Annotated in this window: 14 protein-coding genes; 12 read left to right on the top strand and 2 right to left on the bottom strand. The window is 42.3% G+C overall.

Annotated features, from left to right (window positions below; translation table 11 throughout):
- Positions 1–177 precede the first annotated feature (177 nt).
- Together AACW90_RS06670 and AACW90_RS06665 are read right to left on the bottom strand one after the other, a co-directional pair.
- Complete coding sequence (locus tag AACW90_RS06670; protein WP_390232514.1) at positions 178–957, bottom strand: hypothetical protein; 780 nt, start codon at positions 955–957, stop codon at positions 178–180.
- A gap of 75 nt (positions 958–1032) precedes the next feature.
- Positions 1033–1968 (bottom strand): hypothetical protein, encoded by a 936-nt coding sequence (locus AACW90_RS06665; RefSeq protein ID WP_390232511.1) that lies wholly within the window; start codon positions 1966–1968, stop codon positions 1033–1035.
- A gap of 401 nt (positions 1969–2369) precedes the next feature.
- On the opposite strand from AACW90_RS06665, the gene rsmH reads away from it, so the two are divergent.
- The 12 genes from rsmH (at position 2370) to ftsA (ending at position 16689) form a co-directional block, all read left to right on the top strand.
- Positions 2370–3317 carry a 16S rRNA (cytosine(1402)-N(4))-methyltransferase RsmH gene (rsmH, locus tag AACW90_RS06660; RefSeq protein WP_390232508.1) on the top strand — a complete coding sequence of 316 codons (948 nt, stop codon included), beginning with the start codon at positions 2370–2372 and terminating at the stop codon, positions 3315–3317.
- Complete coding sequence (gene ftsL, locus AACW90_RS06655; RefSeq protein ID WP_229638064.1) at positions 3317–3631, top strand: cell division protein FtsL; 315 nt, start codon at positions 3317–3319, stop codon at positions 3629–3631. The genes rsmH and ftsL overlap by 1 nt, the downstream gene beginning before the upstream one ends.
- A gap of 50 nt (positions 3632–3681) precedes the next feature.
- Positions 3682–5373 carry a penicillin-binding transpeptidase domain-containing protein gene (locus AACW90_RS06650; protein ID WP_390232890.1) on the top strand — a complete coding sequence of 564 codons (1692 nt, stop codon included), beginning with the start codon at positions 3682–3684 and terminating at the stop codon, positions 5371–5373.
- 51 nt (positions 5374–5424) lie between these two features.
- Positions 5425–6954, top strand: a complete 1530-nt coding sequence (gene murE / locus AACW90_RS06645; protein WP_390232504.1) for a UDP-N-acetylmuramoyl-L-alanyl-D-glutamate--2,6-diaminopimelate ligase — start codon at positions 5425–5427, stop codon at positions 6952–6954.
- Positions 6951–8312, top strand: coding sequence for a UDP-N-acetylmuramoyl-tripeptide--D-alanyl-D-alanine ligase (locus tag AACW90_RS06640; RefSeq protein WP_390232501.1), 1362 nt, complete (start codon positions 6951–6953; stop codon positions 8310–8312). Before murE ends, AACW90_RS06640 begins: the two co-directional genes overlap by 4 nt.
- Positions 8309–9391 (top strand): phospho-N-acetylmuramoyl-pentapeptide-transferase, encoded by a 1083-nt coding sequence (mraY, locus tag AACW90_RS06635; RefSeq protein ID WP_195704302.1) that lies wholly within the window; start codon positions 8309–8311, stop codon positions 9389–9391. Before AACW90_RS06640 ends, mraY begins: the two co-directional genes overlap by 4 nt.
- Before the next feature lie 3 nt (positions 9392–9394).
- Positions 9395–10717: a UDP-N-acetylmuramoyl-L-alanine--D-glutamate ligase gene (murD, locus tag AACW90_RS06630; RefSeq protein WP_390232496.1), complete on the top strand. Its 1323-nt coding sequence runs from the start codon at positions 9395–9397 to the stop codon at positions 10715–10717.
- Positions 10718–10729: 12 nt separating this feature from the next.
- On the top strand, positions 10730–11932 hold the full coding sequence (gene ftsW, locus AACW90_RS06625; RefSeq protein ID WP_390232493.1) for a cell division protein FtsW: 1203 nt from the start codon (positions 10730–10732) through the stop codon (positions 11930–11932).
- Positions 11919–12983: an undecaprenyldiphospho-muramoylpentapeptide beta-N-acetylglucosaminyltransferase gene (gene murG, locus AACW90_RS06620; protein WP_390232490.1), complete on the top strand. Its 1065-nt coding sequence runs from the start codon at positions 11919–11921 to the stop codon at positions 12981–12983. The genes ftsW and murG overlap by 14 nt, the downstream gene beginning before the upstream one ends.
- 13 nt (positions 12984–12996) lie before the next feature.
- Positions 12997–14466 carry a UDP-N-acetylmuramate--L-alanine ligase gene (murC, locus tag AACW90_RS06615; RefSeq protein ID WP_390232487.1) on the top strand — a complete coding sequence of 490 codons (1470 nt, stop codon included), beginning with the start codon at positions 12997–12999 and terminating at the stop codon, positions 14464–14466.
- 164 nt (positions 14467–14630) lie between these two features.
- Positions 14631–15431, top strand: a complete 801-nt coding sequence (locus tag AACW90_RS06610) for a cell division protein FtsQ/DivIB (RefSeq protein WP_390232484.1) — start codon at positions 14631–14633, stop codon at positions 15429–15431.
- Positions 15424–16689: a cell division protein FtsA gene (gene ftsA, locus AACW90_RS06605; RefSeq protein ID WP_275134773.1), complete on the top strand. Its 1266-nt coding sequence runs from the start codon at positions 15424–15426 to the stop codon at positions 16687–16689. Before AACW90_RS06610 ends, ftsA begins: the two co-directional genes overlap by 8 nt.
- Positions 16690–16703: the final 14 nt, after the last annotated feature.

Here is a 16703-nt window from a genome sequence, read left to right as displayed (position 1 = left end):
ACACCCCTATTCGTTAACGATTGTTGAACAGTTTATTCAGGTTAGGTTCATCTAGAAAATAGCGTAAAGAGGTTGTGATAGGAGCCAGTAGGTTGGTTGAGCTCGTGGGAGAGCTCGGAAATAGACGAATAGTCATTACCTCGCGGTATTTTGCGAGGTCTTTTTTTACGAATGGTATTACTTTTCCTGTGACTTTTTACTATCCAATATTGCCTGGATTCGGGGATTGATTTGGTTGCCATGCTCTTGTCGATATTCTTCTTGTTTCTCATCGTTAAGGTTTCTAACCGAATTAGCGGCAAGAGCTTTAGGCATCTCGGTTCTAAGCTTACCTTTTTCCTGAAGCTTCATTGCCTCTAGGTAGAATTCTTTAAATCGTTTCGCTAGCTGGGTTTGTGATAGTCGACGCAATTCGAAGCCTTTGTTCTGAATTATCCATTTTTCTATCTGACTTTGAGGTTCTTTATTGATGACTCTCATCTGAGCGTCCATGAGCTCTGAAACGGTTAATTGGCCTTTTAATATGGTTAATTCACCCATAATAGGTGGCCAAGTTTCACCTCCTTGAAGGCGTTCGCGACAGTGCTGAATAATGCGCATTAACTCTTCTTCACTGAGACTATCAGCGAAATCAAGAAAGCGGCCAGTGGGGCGTCCTCCATACGATTTTATCCATGTCGACTCATAAATACTAAGGAGTGTACCAAATATGTAGTTGCACCAATCGCTGGGTACTCTGTCGCTTTCGTCTTGAATCGCGAGTTGACTTGGTACTTGACGAGCTTTACCCGGTGCTTTTTTAGATGTGGTGACCTGATGTTGCTTGCCTGAATCAGACGAAATGGCGGTATTTTTAGCTTTGCTAAGATGACTGATACCATTATCAATACCGAGTTCACGCAGCTTTTTTTCCATCGAGGAAAAATCCATATTTTCAGGTTTTTTTGATTTGTTCATATTCTCGTCCGTAAACTGGCTCGGGTTAACTAGCCTTAGCAGCTAACTTGGTGTCGTGGTACCAATAATTGATGGCTAAAAATTTGGTTTCTTACCTTGTGCTCTTAGGTACTCTCTAAATTCTTCTGAGGGACTTAAGTTTTTCCGCTGATTATTATTTTGATAGGTAAGTTGGCGTCGTTCTTCTGATTGCTTGCGATTTTCAACCGACTGTTTTTCGTTCACTATCCAGTATCGTAGCTTATTTAATAATTGGGTAATGGAGATATATTCATTGGCTCTAGACTTATAGTAAACCACAAATTTTTCCCAAAAAAGCTTAGGATCAATCTGAAGACCTGCATGCATCAGCGTTTGTTGTGCCCATTCTGGAATATCATATTCATCTAGATCATGTGTAGATAGGTAATTACTACCGCTATGTTTCGGTTTCGCTACTTTGCTTCGTTTTTGGATAGGTTTAACATCTCCAACAAACGTTTTTAAATCGCCGGCTTGTTTAGCCTGATCAAGCCAGCCTTCAAAGTCACGTTCCAGTCTAATTAAGTTTGTGGTTTGAGTGTTGTTTTCTCGAGCAAATTTCTGCCAAATAAGGTCACGACTTGCTATTGGAATATTGTAAAGGCCAAAAAATCGACCAGTCCAACTAGGCGCGCTAGATTGCTCCATCGGTTTAATTGTTGCGGGGGCGTTTTGAACCATATCCGTCGGAGTATAAACAGGTAATTGAACGGTCGTTGAATTATCTGAAAGCAGTAATTTAAACCAATGAACCTCACGGCCCATTCTTCTCTCTACTTGGGTCTTTTCTAGGAAACCTTGATTGGCGATTGAAGTAAGGGTGTTGGCTAACTTAAATTCGTTGGAAAGACATTCTTGGGCAATGTCATTTAGTTCAAACGAGACCATACCTTCATTATTAGCCATATCCGCCAATTTCAATAACACCAATTTTTCATCGGCAGATTCAAGGGATTTGTCCCATGCATAAAACGTGTATTTTGAACTCAAAAAATATCTCCTCGGCAGAGCTCTAATTCTAACCTCTGAGCTCAATATAAACAAACTTACATCGCTCCTCACAACTTCTAATACTCAGGTATTAATATGTATTAGAGGAATTAGGCTCGTGACCGTATCTGTTTGCGGGACAAAGGAGATCGTTGTTATACTCTGGCCTTTCTTTCGTTAGCTATACTACTAGCAGACATTAGATATAAAGGTAAAAACCGTTCTGAAAAGTCTGTTTTGCACCGTTAGACTCACAACTCAATAGTGAGTTACCCATATATAGTGATTTATTGCAGAAAATTTACCTTAATAAACGTATTGTTACTGGCTAGAACAGAGCAATTCGGTACACTATAACGTTAACACTTCAAACTGAAGCCCCAAGGAAACGAGCACCTGCCATGACCGAACCATTCCAACATATTTCTGTATTGCTTAATGAATCTATCGATGGTTTAGCGATTAAACCAGACGGCGTATATATCGATGGTACATTTGGTCGTGGAGGGCATAGCCGTACTATTTTGTCGAAACTCGGTGAAAACGGCCGTCTTTTTAGTATTGACCGAGATCCAACGGCTATAGCGGAAGCGAATAAAATAGATGATCCGCGCTTTACTATCATTCATGGGCCTTTTTCTAAAATGGCCGATTATGCTGAAGATTTCGGCCTTGCTGGTAAGGTCGATGGTGTTTTGCTTGATCTTGGTGTCTCTTCACCACAGTTAGATGACGCTGAGCGTGGCTTCAGCTTTATGAAAGATGGTCCACTAGATATGAGAATGGATCCGACGACAGGTATTCCTGCGTCTCAGTGGTTAATGCAAGCTGATGTCGATGATATATCTTGGGTTTTAAAAGAGTTTGGTGAAGAGAGATTTGCAAAGCGCATTGCCCGCGCCATTATTGCGCATCGTGAAGATGATGAAAAAGAACCGTTAAGTCGTACTAGCCATTTGGCTAAACTTATTTCAGATGCCTCTCCGTCGAGAGAGAAAAAGAAACATCCTGCAACACGAAGCTTTCAAGCAATTAGAATCTATATCAATAGTGAGCTTGAAGAAATTGATACCGCACTTAAAGGCGCACTGAGCATTTTGGCTCCAGAGGGAAGACTTTCTGTTATCAGTTTTCATTCTCTAGAAGATCGAATGGTTAAACGCTTTATGAGAAAAGAGAGTCGAGGACCTGAAGTTCCTCACGGGATACCACTGACTGAAGACCAAATAAAAAAATTGGGCAGTGCCGCACTTAAAACGGTCAGCAAGGCGATTAAACCATCGACTCAAGAAGTAGAAATAAATAACCGTTCTCGTAGTTCAATGCTAAGGATTGCAGAGAAATTATAATGGAGAACAAGCCTAATCTTGCCAAGCTTATTGTATTCGATATATTCAGGATTGGAGTCGTACCCTTTATTTTGCTAGTGGCGATATTTATCACTGCCATGGGGGTGGTATTCAATACTCATGAAACTCGACGCTCTATAACTGAGAAAGATCAGGCTTACGAAGAGCGGGAACGCCTCGATAATGAATGGCGAAATTTAATATTGGAAGAAAATGCACTTGCGGAACATAGTCGGGTTCAAAAAATGGCGGTTGAAGATCTAGAAATGAAACGTCCTGATGCGGATAAAGAAGTGGTGATTTCTTCCAAATGAATACAAAAAAGGTGGTAAAGCGAGCGAAAAGTTCTGCTAATAAAAAGCCCATAAATAAACGCATAGAAAAAAAAGAAGAAGTACTTCTGATACCTTGGCGTTTTTATATCGTTATCGCTTTTGTGTTTATCGTGTTTTCTGCTCTTGTCGCGCGAGTTGCCTATATTCAAGTGATTAAGCCAGATGATCTGATTAGACAAGGTGACTTACGTTCAGTCCGTGTTAAATCCATTCCCTCAGCCCGAGGCATCATATCCGATAAAAATGGTGAACAGCTAGCGGTAAGTGTGCCGGTACAAGCTGTTTGGGCCGATCCTGTCGCCATTTTTAAAGCGGGTGGCTTTGATGAACTAAATCGATGGTATGCCTTAGCTGATGTGCTTGGGATAAAACGCGACGTGTTACTGAAAAAAATAGAGAGTAATAAGAAAAGACGCTTTATTTATTTGCAACGGCAAGTAAGCTCAGCGATGGCAAATTATATAAGTGAACTTAAGTTGACAGGAGTTGGCTTAAACAAAGAATCTCGTCGTTATTATCCCACTGGTGAAGTGAGTGCTCACGTTATTGGTGTTACTGGTATTGATGACCATGGCTTAGAAGGTGTTGAACGTAGTTACGACTCATACTTGACGGGTGAGGCGGGTAAGAAAACGATACGAAAAGACAGACACGGTAGGGTGGTTGAAAATATTGCTCTCAATGAGCGAAAACAAGGAAAACCAATACAGTTAACCATAGACCAACGCCTTCAAGCTATATCTTATCAAGCGATCAAACAAGCGGTTGCAGATTACCGTGCTACATCAGGTTCAATTATTATTTTAGATGTTGATACTGGTGGGGTCTTGGCGATGGTGAACGCACCATCCTATAATCCCAACAATAAAGAGCAGTTGCAAAGCTTTAAGATGCGAAATCGAACCATTACGGATTCTATGGAACCGGGTTCCACCATGAAGCCATTTGTCGTTTTGGCTGCGCTAGAAAACGGCACCGCAAACTATGAAACGGTTGTTGATACCGGTAACGGCCTTATGCAGATTGGTGGCAGTCGTGTTAGGGATAGCTCTAAAGTTGGTAAAGCAAACCTTGCGACTATACTGAAAAAATCAAGTAATATAGGTGTCGCAAAACTGGCGTTAGATATGCCATTAGATGCCCTATTAGGAATGTACAGCTCTGTCGGTTTTGGATCGGTTAGTGGTGTCGATCTTATCGGTGAAACCGAGGGGCTTTTTCCTGATCGCCGCCGTTGGTCGAAATTTGAAATCGCCACATTAGCATTCGGCTACGGCATTGCCGTTACGCCCATTCAACTAGCTCATGCCTATGCTACGCTTGGTAGCCATGGCCTGTACCGAGCGCTTCATATCGTTAACGACAATAAATTTGAACACTCTCAGCGTGTGATAAGTGAAGAGCATTCGAAGCGGGTATTAGACATGCTCGAAGGCGTGACACAACAAGGTGGCACCGCTACTCGAGCGGCCGTGTCAGGTTACCGGATTGCGGCAAAAACAGGTACCTCTAGAAAAGCAATTGCTGGTGGTTACAGTGATGAGTATGTGGCAATCGTTGCGGGTGTCGCCCCTGTCAGTAATCCCAGAGTTGCCATGGTTGTTGTCGTTAATGAACCTCAGGGTGACCAATACTATGGCGGTACTGTTGCAGGACCAGTGTTCTCGGATGTAATGAGGTCAACGCTGCAAATTCTAAACGTGGCTCCGGATGCCAAATAAGCGGTAGGGTTTCGTTGTAAAATTTAGACTAAATATTGAAGGATAAACTTTATGCTTAACAAGCAAAGTTTACTGTCGCTTTTATCTCCTTGGTTCGATAGTCACGAGAAAGAGAATAAAGAGTCAGCGAGTAAAGTGTTAGATGATAGGGATGACATTCTACAAGAAATAGAAGTCGTCAATTTGGAGTTAGATAGCCGTAAAGTCCGCGAAGGTGATACCTTTGTTGCGATCCAAGGGCATGCAATCGACGGTCGAGCGTTTATTGATAAAGCGGTCAGAAAAGGCGCTAATGCTGTGATCGCTCAGGCCTGCCAAGAGCATGTTCATGGTACGGTGGAGTATCATAACGGTTGCCCAGTTATCTACATTGAACAACTTAATCTTCATTTATCTGAATTGTCTAGTCGGATTTATTCGTGTCATTCAAAACTGATTGCTGTGACTGGGACGAATGGAAAAACAACCATTACTCAGCTTATTGCCCAGTGGATCGAATTGGTAGAAAAACGTGCGGTAGTGATGGGTACGACAGGTAATGGTTTTCTTGAAAACCTGCAAGTATCCGCAAACACGACAGGCAGTGCGATTGATATCAATAGAACATTAGCGCAGCTTTCCGATTTAGGTGCCGATTATGCAGCACTTGAAGTTTCCTCCCATGGATTGGTTCAAGGTCGAGTAAAGGCCTTGCCTTTTTCAGCTGGTGTATTTACCAATCTAAGCAGGGACCACCTTGATTACCATGGGACGATGGAAGCATACGCAGAGGCTAAACTGGCGCTTTTCACACAGCACCATTGTAACAAAGCAATCATTAATGCTGACGACGAAGTTGGCGCTCATTGGCTGACTCAACTTCCGCAATCCGTTGCTGTTTCTATAGAAAACCAGCCACCTCATACGCTTTCTTTATGGGCGAGAAGTGTTGAGTATTCTGACTCTGGGATCCGGTTATCTATTGACGGTAGCTGGGGTTGCGGTGAGTTTACCGTACCATTGATAGGTGAATTCAACGCTTCTAATGTATTACTCAGTTTAGCCACATTACTGTCGTTAGGTTTTGACAAGCAAGCGTTATTAGATTGCGCTAAAAGCCTACAACCCGTCATTGGAAGGATGGAGCTTTTTCAAGCTGAAAATAGAGCCAAAATAGTCGTTGACTATGCACATACTCCAGATGCCTTAGAGAAGGCATTGATGGCACTTCGAGTGCACTGTTTAGGCAAACTTTGGGTTATTTTTGGTTGTGGTGGAGAAAGAGATACTGGCAAGCGACCTATGATGGCTGAAATAGCGGAACGTTTGGCAGATCATGTGATTTTAACTGACGATAACCCACGTAGTGAAGATCCTAAAAGTATATTCAAAGACATGCTTGCTGGGCTAAATACTCCTCGCCTTGTTCAGACAGAGCATGATCGATATCAGGCGTTACTTTTGGCAAGTGACAACGCCAATAGTAACGACATCATTCTTTTAGCTGGTAAAGGGCATGAAGATTATCAAGTGCTCGAGAATGAAACCATACACTATTCTGATCGTGAATCTGCTTTGAAAATATTAGGAATAAACCAATGATTGCTACCTCATTAAGTGCCATTGCTGAAGCCCTAAATACAGAAATAATAGGGGGAGATACGCTCATAAATTCGGTATCTACGGATACTAGAACCATTCATCCAGGATCGTTATTTATTGCGTTAGTGGGTGAAAACTTTGATGCACATGATTTTTGTCAGAAAGCAAAGGAGAGCGGAGCCAGCGCGCTTTTAGTGGAAAGGAAACTACCTGTAGAACTGCCTCAAATAGTGGTTCGAGATACCCGCTTGGCGTTAGGTAGATTGGCTTCTTGGGTTCATAAAAAATGCGACATAAAAACCGTTGCGATTACAGGAAGCTGCGGAAAAACGACCGTTAAGGAAATGGTTTCTTCCATCTTAAGTTTAAAAGGTAAGGTTCTAGCTACCGCTGGGAACTTTAATAACGACATCGGTGTCCCATTGACATTATTACGCTCTCAGCCAGATTTTGACTATGCAGTTATTGAATTAGGCGCTAATCATCTTGGTGAAATTGCTTATACCACCGATCTGGTTAGGCCAAGTGTTGCACTAGTCAATAATGTAGCTGCAGCGCATTTAGAAGGCTTTGGTTCTATAGATGGTGTTAAGGAGGCGAAGGGCGAGATATATCACGGTCTTTCTTCTGGTGATATCGCCATCGTTAATTTAGATAGCCAGGGTGAGGAGCTATGGGAACAGGTGCTCTCAAATAAGCGCATTATCTCTTTTTCTATGTCAAATATCTCGGCAAATTATTATGCAAAAAATTGTCAACTAAACAGCCAAGGGTATGCGAGTTTTACAATGCATACTCCAGCGGGGGAGATTGACGTTCAGCTTTCGGTTGTTGGTGAACATAATGTACCCAACGCTTTAGCCGCAACTGCGTTAGCGATGGGGTTGGGTTCTTCACTTACAGATGCAGCCAAGGGTTTGGCGACGGTAGTGAACGTGAAAGGCCGCGTAGAAATCATCCAACTAAGTGATGAAGTTAGGTTAATTGATGATAGCTATAATGCGAGTGTTCCTGCGATGAGCGCCGCCGTTAAGCTGCTTTCTTCATATACGGGCACTCGTTGGCTTGTTCTCGGTTATATGGCTGAATTAGGTCAAGAAAGTCTTGAATTTCATCGTCAACTCGGAGAATATGCAGCTCAATTTAATTTTGAGAATGTGCTGACCTTTGGTGATGAAGCAAAAGTGATTAGCGATATTTGCCAAGGCCTACATTTTTCTACACACAGTGAGTTGTTTGATTATATGTGGCAGCATTTGCAAAAACCACCGAAGCACGTTCATACTGTGTTGATAAAAGGAGCAAACGGCGCGCATATGAGTGTTGTGGCTGAAGCTTTAAAGGAGAAGCATAAATGATCATCTGGCTTGCGGAATTACTACAGCCATATTTCTCGTTCTTTCGACTATTTGAATATCTATCGTTTAGATCAATCTTAAGTGTAATCACCGCCCTTAGTCTCTCTTTGTGGATGGGACCTAGGTTGATAGCGCGGTTACAGCTGTTACAGATAGGGCAAATAGTTAGAAATGATGGGCCTGAATCTCATTTCAGCAAACGTGGTACACCAACGATGGGCGGCATAATGATTTTGGCCTCCATTATCATCACCGTTCTTTTATGGGCCGATCTCTCCAATATCTATGTTTGGGCTGTGATATCAGTACTTTTAGGTTATGGCGCGGTAGGGTTTGTCGACGATTACCGCAAGGTAGTAAGGAAAGACCCGGCAGGTTTAATCGCGAGATGGAAGTATTTTTGGCAATCTGCCATTGCTTTGGTTGTCGCTTTTGCACTTTACGCGCACGGCAAAGATACGTCTGCAACCCAGCTTGTGGTTCCATTTTTTAAAGATGTTATGCCTCAATTGGGCCTGCTTTATATTGTTTTGACCTATTTTGTGATCGTTGGCACCAGTAATGCGGTGAACCTTACTGATGGTCTAGATGGCTTGGCAATTATGCCTACGGTGTTGGTGTCTGGTGGATTTGCCGCCATCGCTTGGGCTACAGGTAATGTTAATTTTTCTCAATACTTACATATACCTCATATTCCATTAGCCAGTGAGTTAGTCATAGTCTGCACAGCGATGGTTGGTGCTGGTTTAGGTTTCCTCTGGTTTAATACCTATCCAGCACAAGTATTTATGGGGGATGTTGGTTCATTAGCATTAGGTGGTGCGTTAGGTACTATTGCTGTGCTGGTTCGCCAAGAATTCATTCTTGTCATCATGGGTGGCGTTTTTGTAATGGAAACTTTGTCTGTTATTTTGCAAGTTGGCTCCTACAAATTACGTGGTCAAAGGGTCTTTAGAATGGCACCAATACACCATCATTATGAACTTAAAGGCTGGCCTGAGCCTCGTGTTATTGTTCGTTTTTGGATTATATCCATTGTTTTAGTTTTAGTCGGTTTGGCCACACTGAAGGTTCGATAAGAAATGGATCGTTGGAACGGAATTAAAAACGTCGTTGTTGTAGGGCTCGGTATTACCGGGCTCTCTGTCGTTAAGCACCTTTTGAAACTGAATAAAGCTCTAAATATTAAAGTAATAGATACAAGAATAAACCCTCCAGGCAAAGATAAATTGATCAACAATATTGAACTGCATACGGCAAGTTGGAATATTGATTGGTTGCTTGCTGCGGACCTAGTGGTTGTTAATCCTGGGATCGCGTTGGCGACAGCTGAAATACAGCAAGTGATTAATAAAGGCATACCAGTCGTTGGAGATATTGAACTGTTTGCTTGGTCTGTTGAAGCCCCAGTTATTGCTATTACAGGTTCAAATGGAAAAAGTACAGTAACGGATCTGGCGGGTGTGCTTGTACAAGCTTCGGGTATGAAGGTCGGCGTTGGTGGTAATATTGGTGTTCCAGCTTTAGAGTTACTTAATGAACCATGTGATGTATATATTCTTGAATTATCGAGCTTTCAGTTAGAAACCACTTCTAATTTAGATCTTGTTGCTGCTGCATTTCTTAATCTGTCTGAGGATCATATGGATCGCTATGACGGAATGACCTCGTACAGAGATGCAAAATTAAGAATATTCGGTCATGCCAAGAATTTGGTGGTGAATGAAGGTGATAGCCAAACGTATCCTGACCATCTTGCTCCAGAGCAAAATCTGATTAGTTTTGGATTAGAATCTGGGGGATTTTCTATCCTGTCTATTGATGACGTTGATTGGTTGTCTAACGGCTCAGTTGCCATTATGCCTGTGAATGAACTGTCTTTGGTTGGTAAACACAACGTGGTGAACGTATTGACCGTACTTGCTCTGTTAGAATGTGCCGGTATTGAATATAAAAAAGTGTTACCAGCACTTAAGTCTTACAATGGTTTGACACATAGATGCCAAGTAGTGATGGATAATCGAAATATTCAGTGGGTTAATGATTCTAAAGCAACAAACGTTGCCAGCACATTAGCGGCGCTTTCAGGGTTAGATATTCAAGGGACGCTTCACCTTTTAGTCGGTGGCATTGGAAAGGGAGCTGACTTTTCAGAGCTTGCTCCAGAATTAGCCAAGTTGAACGTGAAACTCTACTGTTTTGGTCAAGATGGCGATCAACTGATGGTGTTACATTCATCGGCTACTCGTTGGAATAGTATCGATGAGATTATTGAGGCGATTGTGCCGAAATTAGAGAGTGGTGATATGGTGATGCTCTCTCCAGCTTGCGCAAGTCAGGATCAGTATAAAAACTTTATGGCTAGAGGGGATGCGTTTACCCAATTAGCTAAACAATACGCTTAGGAAGAGTGATTGGTGTCGAGATTAAGGTTTATTAAAGAGAAAATAAGAAACTTAGGACGCTCTAACGCTCCTGAGGTTTTATTTGATCGTCAATTGGTCTGGATTTCTCTTTGCTTAATGCTTGTGGGACTGGTGATGGTGACCTCTGCGTCATTTCCAATTAGCACGCGTTTGACCGAGCAGCCTTTTCATTTTATGTTCCGCCATGGTGTTTTTCTCTGCTTAGCGCTGTCGGTTTCCGCTGTGGTATTGCAGATCCCTTTAGAAAAATGGCTTAGGTATAGCACGCTGTTGCTTTCCGCCTCAATTGTACTATTGGTTATCGTATTAATAGCTGGAAAGTCGGTGAATGGCGCGTCGAGATGGATTTCTCTTGGCATATTTAATTTACAGCCAGCTGAGGTAGCAAAACTCTCTTTATTTATATTTATGGCTGGGTATTTTGTTCGAAAAGGTGATGAGATAAGACGCACCTTTTTTAGCGGATTCATGAAACCGCTCATCATTTTTGGTGTGCTAGCCGTATTGCTTTTAGGACAGCCGGATCTCGGTACTGTCGTTGTTATGCTAGTTACTTTGTTCGCAATGTTATTTATAGCAGGAGCGAAGTTATGGCAATTTATTGCATTAATGATGGTCGGAATTGGTGGTGTCGCACTGCTTATTTTTATAGAGCCCTATCGAATGCGCCGAGTCACCTCTTTTTGGGACCCGTGGGATGACCCATTTGGCAGTGGTTATCAACTAACTCAATCATTAATGGCCTTTGGACGTGGTAATTGGTTTGGACAAGGTCTAGGTAATTCTGTTCAAAAGTTGGAGTACCTTCCTGAAGCTCATACCGACTTTGTTTTTGCAGTTATAGCCGAAGAGTTAGGGTTTGTTGGTGTTACTATCATTCTTATATTGATCTTCGCTTTAGTGGTTAAGGCCATTTTGATCGGTAAAAAAGCTCTAGAAGCGAATGAACAATTTGGCGGCTACCTTGCTTTTGGAATTGGTGTGTGGTTTGCGTTTCAATCGATGGTTAATGTGGGTGCGTCAGCGGGAATTGTTCCAACTAAAGGATTAACGTTGCCACTGATTAGCTACGGTGGTTCGAGTCTAATTATTATGTCTATCGCGGTATCTATATTATTGCGTATCGATCACGAATGTCGCCTCTCGGCGCTAGACACTCAAAATAAAGAACAGATTAATAATGAAGAAGAATAGTAAACGACTACTTGTTATGGCAGGTGGTACTGGCGGCCATGTTTTTCCTGGGCTAGCGGTTGCAAAACAGTTGCAGCAACAAGGTTGGGAAATCCGTTGGTTAGGTACAGCTGATCGCATGGAGGCCGATTTGGTGCCTCAACATGGTATTGAAATTGATTTTATTAAAGTAAAAGGTCTGCGCGGACAAGGGGTTAGTAAGCTACTCAAAGCGCCGTTTCAGATCGTGAACGCTATCATGCAAGCCAGACGTCATATTAAGAAATGGCAACCTGATGTCGTGTTAGGTATGGGTGGTTACGTTAGTGGGCCAGGTGGTATCGCTGCATGGCTTTCTGGCATCCCAGTCGTCCTGCATGAACAGAATGCCGTTGCCGGATTAACAAATCAATGGCTATCCAAGATTGCCAAAAAAGTATTTCAAGCCTTTCCGGGCGCATTTAGCCACGCTGAAGTAGTGGGAAATCCAGTAAGAGAAGACGTCACTGAATTAGAAAGCCCTGAAGAGCGGTTTTCTGCACGTTCAGGACCATTAAGAATCTTAGTTATGGGTGGCAGTCAAGGTGCTCAAATTCTCAACACGACATTACCCGAAGTAATGAAAAAGCTTGGTAATGACTATACAATTTGCCACCAAGTAGGTAAAAACAATAAAGAGAAGGTCCAGTTAGCTTATCGAGACATGGGCGTCACGCAAGCGGAGGTGACCGAGTTTATCGATGATGTTGCTGCTGTTTACGCATGGGCTGACATTGTCGTTTGTCGATCAGGGGCGTTGACGGTCTCAGAGGTATCTGCTGCAGGCGTTGGTGCTATTTTCATCCCTTTTATGCATAAAGATCGACAACAAGCTTTGAATGCCGACCACCTAGTCGAGTGTGGTGCGGCAAAAATGATAGAACAACCTGACTTAAGCGTTGGTAACTTAACAGAGGTTATATCAATGCTGGACAGAAATGATTTGTTAACAATGGCAACAAATGCAAGACGAGCTGCCAAGCTCAATGCAGATAAAACCGTTGCAAAGGCAATAGTCGCCTTAACTGAATAATGAGAAAGATTTAATGACCTTAGACCATACTCAAGACCTATCAAAAATTAGAGCCGTTGTCCCTGAAATGCGCAGAGTGAAATGTATTCACTTTGTTGGCATCGGGGGCGCTGGAATGAGTGGTATTGCTGAAGTTCTTCTTAACGAAGGCTATCAAATTACTGGTTCTGACTTAGCTGCCAATCAAGTGACTGAACGATTAAGTAACAAAGGTGCAGAAATTTTCTTTGGTCATTCCGAATCGAATATTGCGAAAGCGAGTGTTGTCGTTGTTTCTACGGCAATTACAAAAAACAATCCAGAACTGGTAGCGGCGAAACAAAAGCGTATACCAGTGGTTCAGCGAGCGGAAATGCTTGCCGAACTTATGCGCTTTCGACATGGTATTGCCGTTGCGGGTACACATGGAAAAACAACCACAACCGCGTTGGTTACTCAGATTTATTTTGAAGCAGGAATGGACCCTACTTTTGTTAACGGTGGTTTGGTGAAAAGTGCCGGTACTAACGCTCGTCTTGGTTCAAGCCGAATATTGATTGCAGAAGCGGATGAAAGCGATGCTTCCTTTCTTTATCTGCAACCAATGGTCAGTATTGTGACCAATATAGAAGCTGACCATATGGACACATATGGCGGCGACTTTGAGGTCCTCAAACAGACCTTTATCGATTTTTTACACAATCTTCCCTTTTATGGACAAGCGATTGTTTGTATTGATGATCCCGTTGTACGCGAACTTATTCCACAGATCAGCCGTCAAGTGATTACCTATGGTTTCTCTGAAGATGCTGATGTCCGTATAGAGAATTATTCCCAAGAAGGTCAACAAGGCAAGTTTACGGTAAAACGCGAGGGAAAAGCGCCTTTGCATATAACGCTGAATATGCCGGGTAGACACAACGCGTTAAATGCGTCAGCTGCGATTGCCGTCGCAACAGAAGATGATATTTCTGATGAAGCTATCATGAATGCGATGGTTGATACGGAAGGAACGGGTCGTCGATTCGAACACTTAGGTGAATTCAACACAGGCAACGGTAATGTAATGCTTGTTGATGATTATGGTCATCATCCGAGTGAAGTCGACGTTACGATTCAAGCGGCACGAGCCGGCTGGACAGATAAACGATTGGTTATGATTTTCCAACCACATCGCTATAGCCGTACCCGAGATCTATATGACGACTTTGCAAATGTTTTAGAAAATGTGGATCTTCTAATCATGCTTGATGTTTATTCGGCCGGTGAGAAACCAATTAACGGCGCAGATAGCCGAGCCTTGTGTAGGACGATTCGTTCAAGAGGGAAAATAGACCCTGTTTTTGTTGCAAACCAGAACGCATTACCGTCGGTATTAGCGAATTTAATGCAAGACGGAGATTTGATTTTAACTCAAGGTGCTGGTGATGTAGGCAAAGTAGCCAAGAATTTGGCAGCGCTAAAACTTGATATAAACGACATGCAAAGCAATAAGTCGTCTTAGATTTGTTCCAAATGCTATTTTTTAAGGCAGTAAGATCGAATATTCTTCTGCTAAGGGTAGATACTTTGGGCAGTCTAAGTATAATTTGTTAGTTAAATTATACGCATTATTAGTTAAGTCTATTGACATGGATATCACTTATTAAAGCTAATGAATTAAATTTGATGAATAAAGCGGTAAGTGAATTTGACTATGGAGGTCTAAATACCACCAGTCAAATAAGTAAAACAAAAAAGCATGCTGTTGGTGGCATGTTCTTGCTGTTAGTATTGCTATCCATAGGCTTATTGTTGCAATCAACCATAAGTTGGATGCTTGATGAGCAACGTCTCCCCTTATCAAAATTAGTGTTGCAGGGTGAACTTGAATACGTTTCAGGTAAAGATGTACAGCTTGCGTTACGAAGTATGGATTATGTGGGCACATTTATGTCGCAAGATGTCGATGTATTACAACAAGTCATAGTTGAAATTCCATGGGTTGCTCAGGCATCAATTAGAAAACAATGGCCGGATTTAGTTAAAATATATTTAGTAGAACACAAGGCTTCTGCTATTTGGAATGGCAATGCGCTGCTGAATACGTCTGGTGATGTATTTAATGCTGACGTTGCAGAGTTGAAAGAAGATAGAGTCAAGCTCTATGGTCCACAAGGGAGTAGCCGCGGTGTATTGGATACATGGCGACAAGTTAGCCCGATGTTTGCACCTTTAGGCCTCAAGATTACCTCTTTGGTGCTTAACGACCGTCATGCTTGGCAAATTATATTAGATAATGGTATTCGCCTTGAACTAGGTAAAGAATCATTGATTGAACGGGTGGCGCGTTTTACGTCACTTTATTATCGGTTAGGTAATGAGTCGCAACGCGTTAGCTATGTCGATCTTAGATATGATACCGGGGCGGCAGTTGGCTGGTTTCCGGATAATGAATCAGAAGAAGAGCAAGAGAAATTAAATGACTAAAAATGCAGACGATAATATTATTGTTGGTCTAGATATTGGCACTGCAAGCGTATCTGCATTAGTTGGTGAATTATTACCCGACGGTCAAGTTAATATTATAGGTGCGGGTAGTAGTCCTTCTCGTGGAATGGATAAGGGCGGAGTAAATGATCTAGAATCCGTTGTGAAGTCAGTACAAAGAGCGGTAGATCAAGCCGAGCTTATGGCTGAGTGTAAAATTAGCAGCGTATTCATCTCATTGTCGGGCAGACATATTGCCAGCCGGATAGAAAAAGGAATGGGGACAATCGCTGATGAAGAGGTTTCCCAAGATGATATGGACAGAGCCATTCATACGGCTAAGTCGATTAAAATTGGCGAAGAACAGCGAATTTTACATGTCATACCTCAAGAGTTTACGATTGACTACCAAGAAGGGATTAAAAACCCGCTAGGTTTGTCTGGTGTACGCATGGAAGTTAGCGTTCACTTGATTTCTTGCCATAATGATATGGCAAGAAATATTATAAAAGCCGTTGAACGATGCGACTTGAAGGTTGATCAACTGGTTTTTTCTGGTTTAGCGTCAAGTAATGCAGTGATTACTGAAGACGAAAGAGAGTTAGGCGTCTGTGTTGTTGATATCGGAGCTGGTACTATGGATGTATCCATATGGACTGGCGGCGCATTGAGACACACTGAAGTGTTTTCTTATGCGGGTAACTCAGTAACGAGTGATATAGCTTTTGCTTTTGGTACGCCGGTTGGTGACGCTGAAGAGATTAAAGTAAAATATGGCTGTGCATTGAGCGAGTTAGTGAGCAAAGATGACACGGTTAACGTACCAAGTGTTGGTGGAAGACCATCAAGAATTTTAAAGCGTCAGGAACTTTCTGGCGTTATTGAAGCACGTTATGCTGAATTAATGGGCTTCATCAATCAGTCTGTTAATACCGTTCAAGCTCAATTAAGAGAAGATGGTATCAAGCATCACCTAGCGGCCGGTATTGTATTAACTGGTGGTGCTTCGCAAATGGAAGGTCTGGTTGAATGCGCAGAACGAATTTTTGGCGCAAATCGAGTTAGAGTCGGTAAGCCTATAGAGGTTAGCGGACTTACAGACTATGTTAAAGAGCCGTATCATTCTACGGCAGTGGGATTACTTCATTACGCAAAAGATAGTCAAATGAATGACGATGGTGAATATAGTGAACCAAAACGTTCCTCATTTACTTCATTCTTTAGTAGAATGCGTAATTGGATACAAAAAGAGTTTTAACCTGATAGCAGGAA

The organism is Vibrio frigidus (assembly GCF_042465995.1).
Classification (GTDB): domain Bacteria; phylum Pseudomonadota; class Gammaproteobacteria; order Enterobacterales; family Vibrionaceae; genus Vibrio.
The sequence above is the reverse complement of the archived record's forward strand: the minus strand, read 5'-3'. Positions and strand labels throughout refer to the sequence as shown.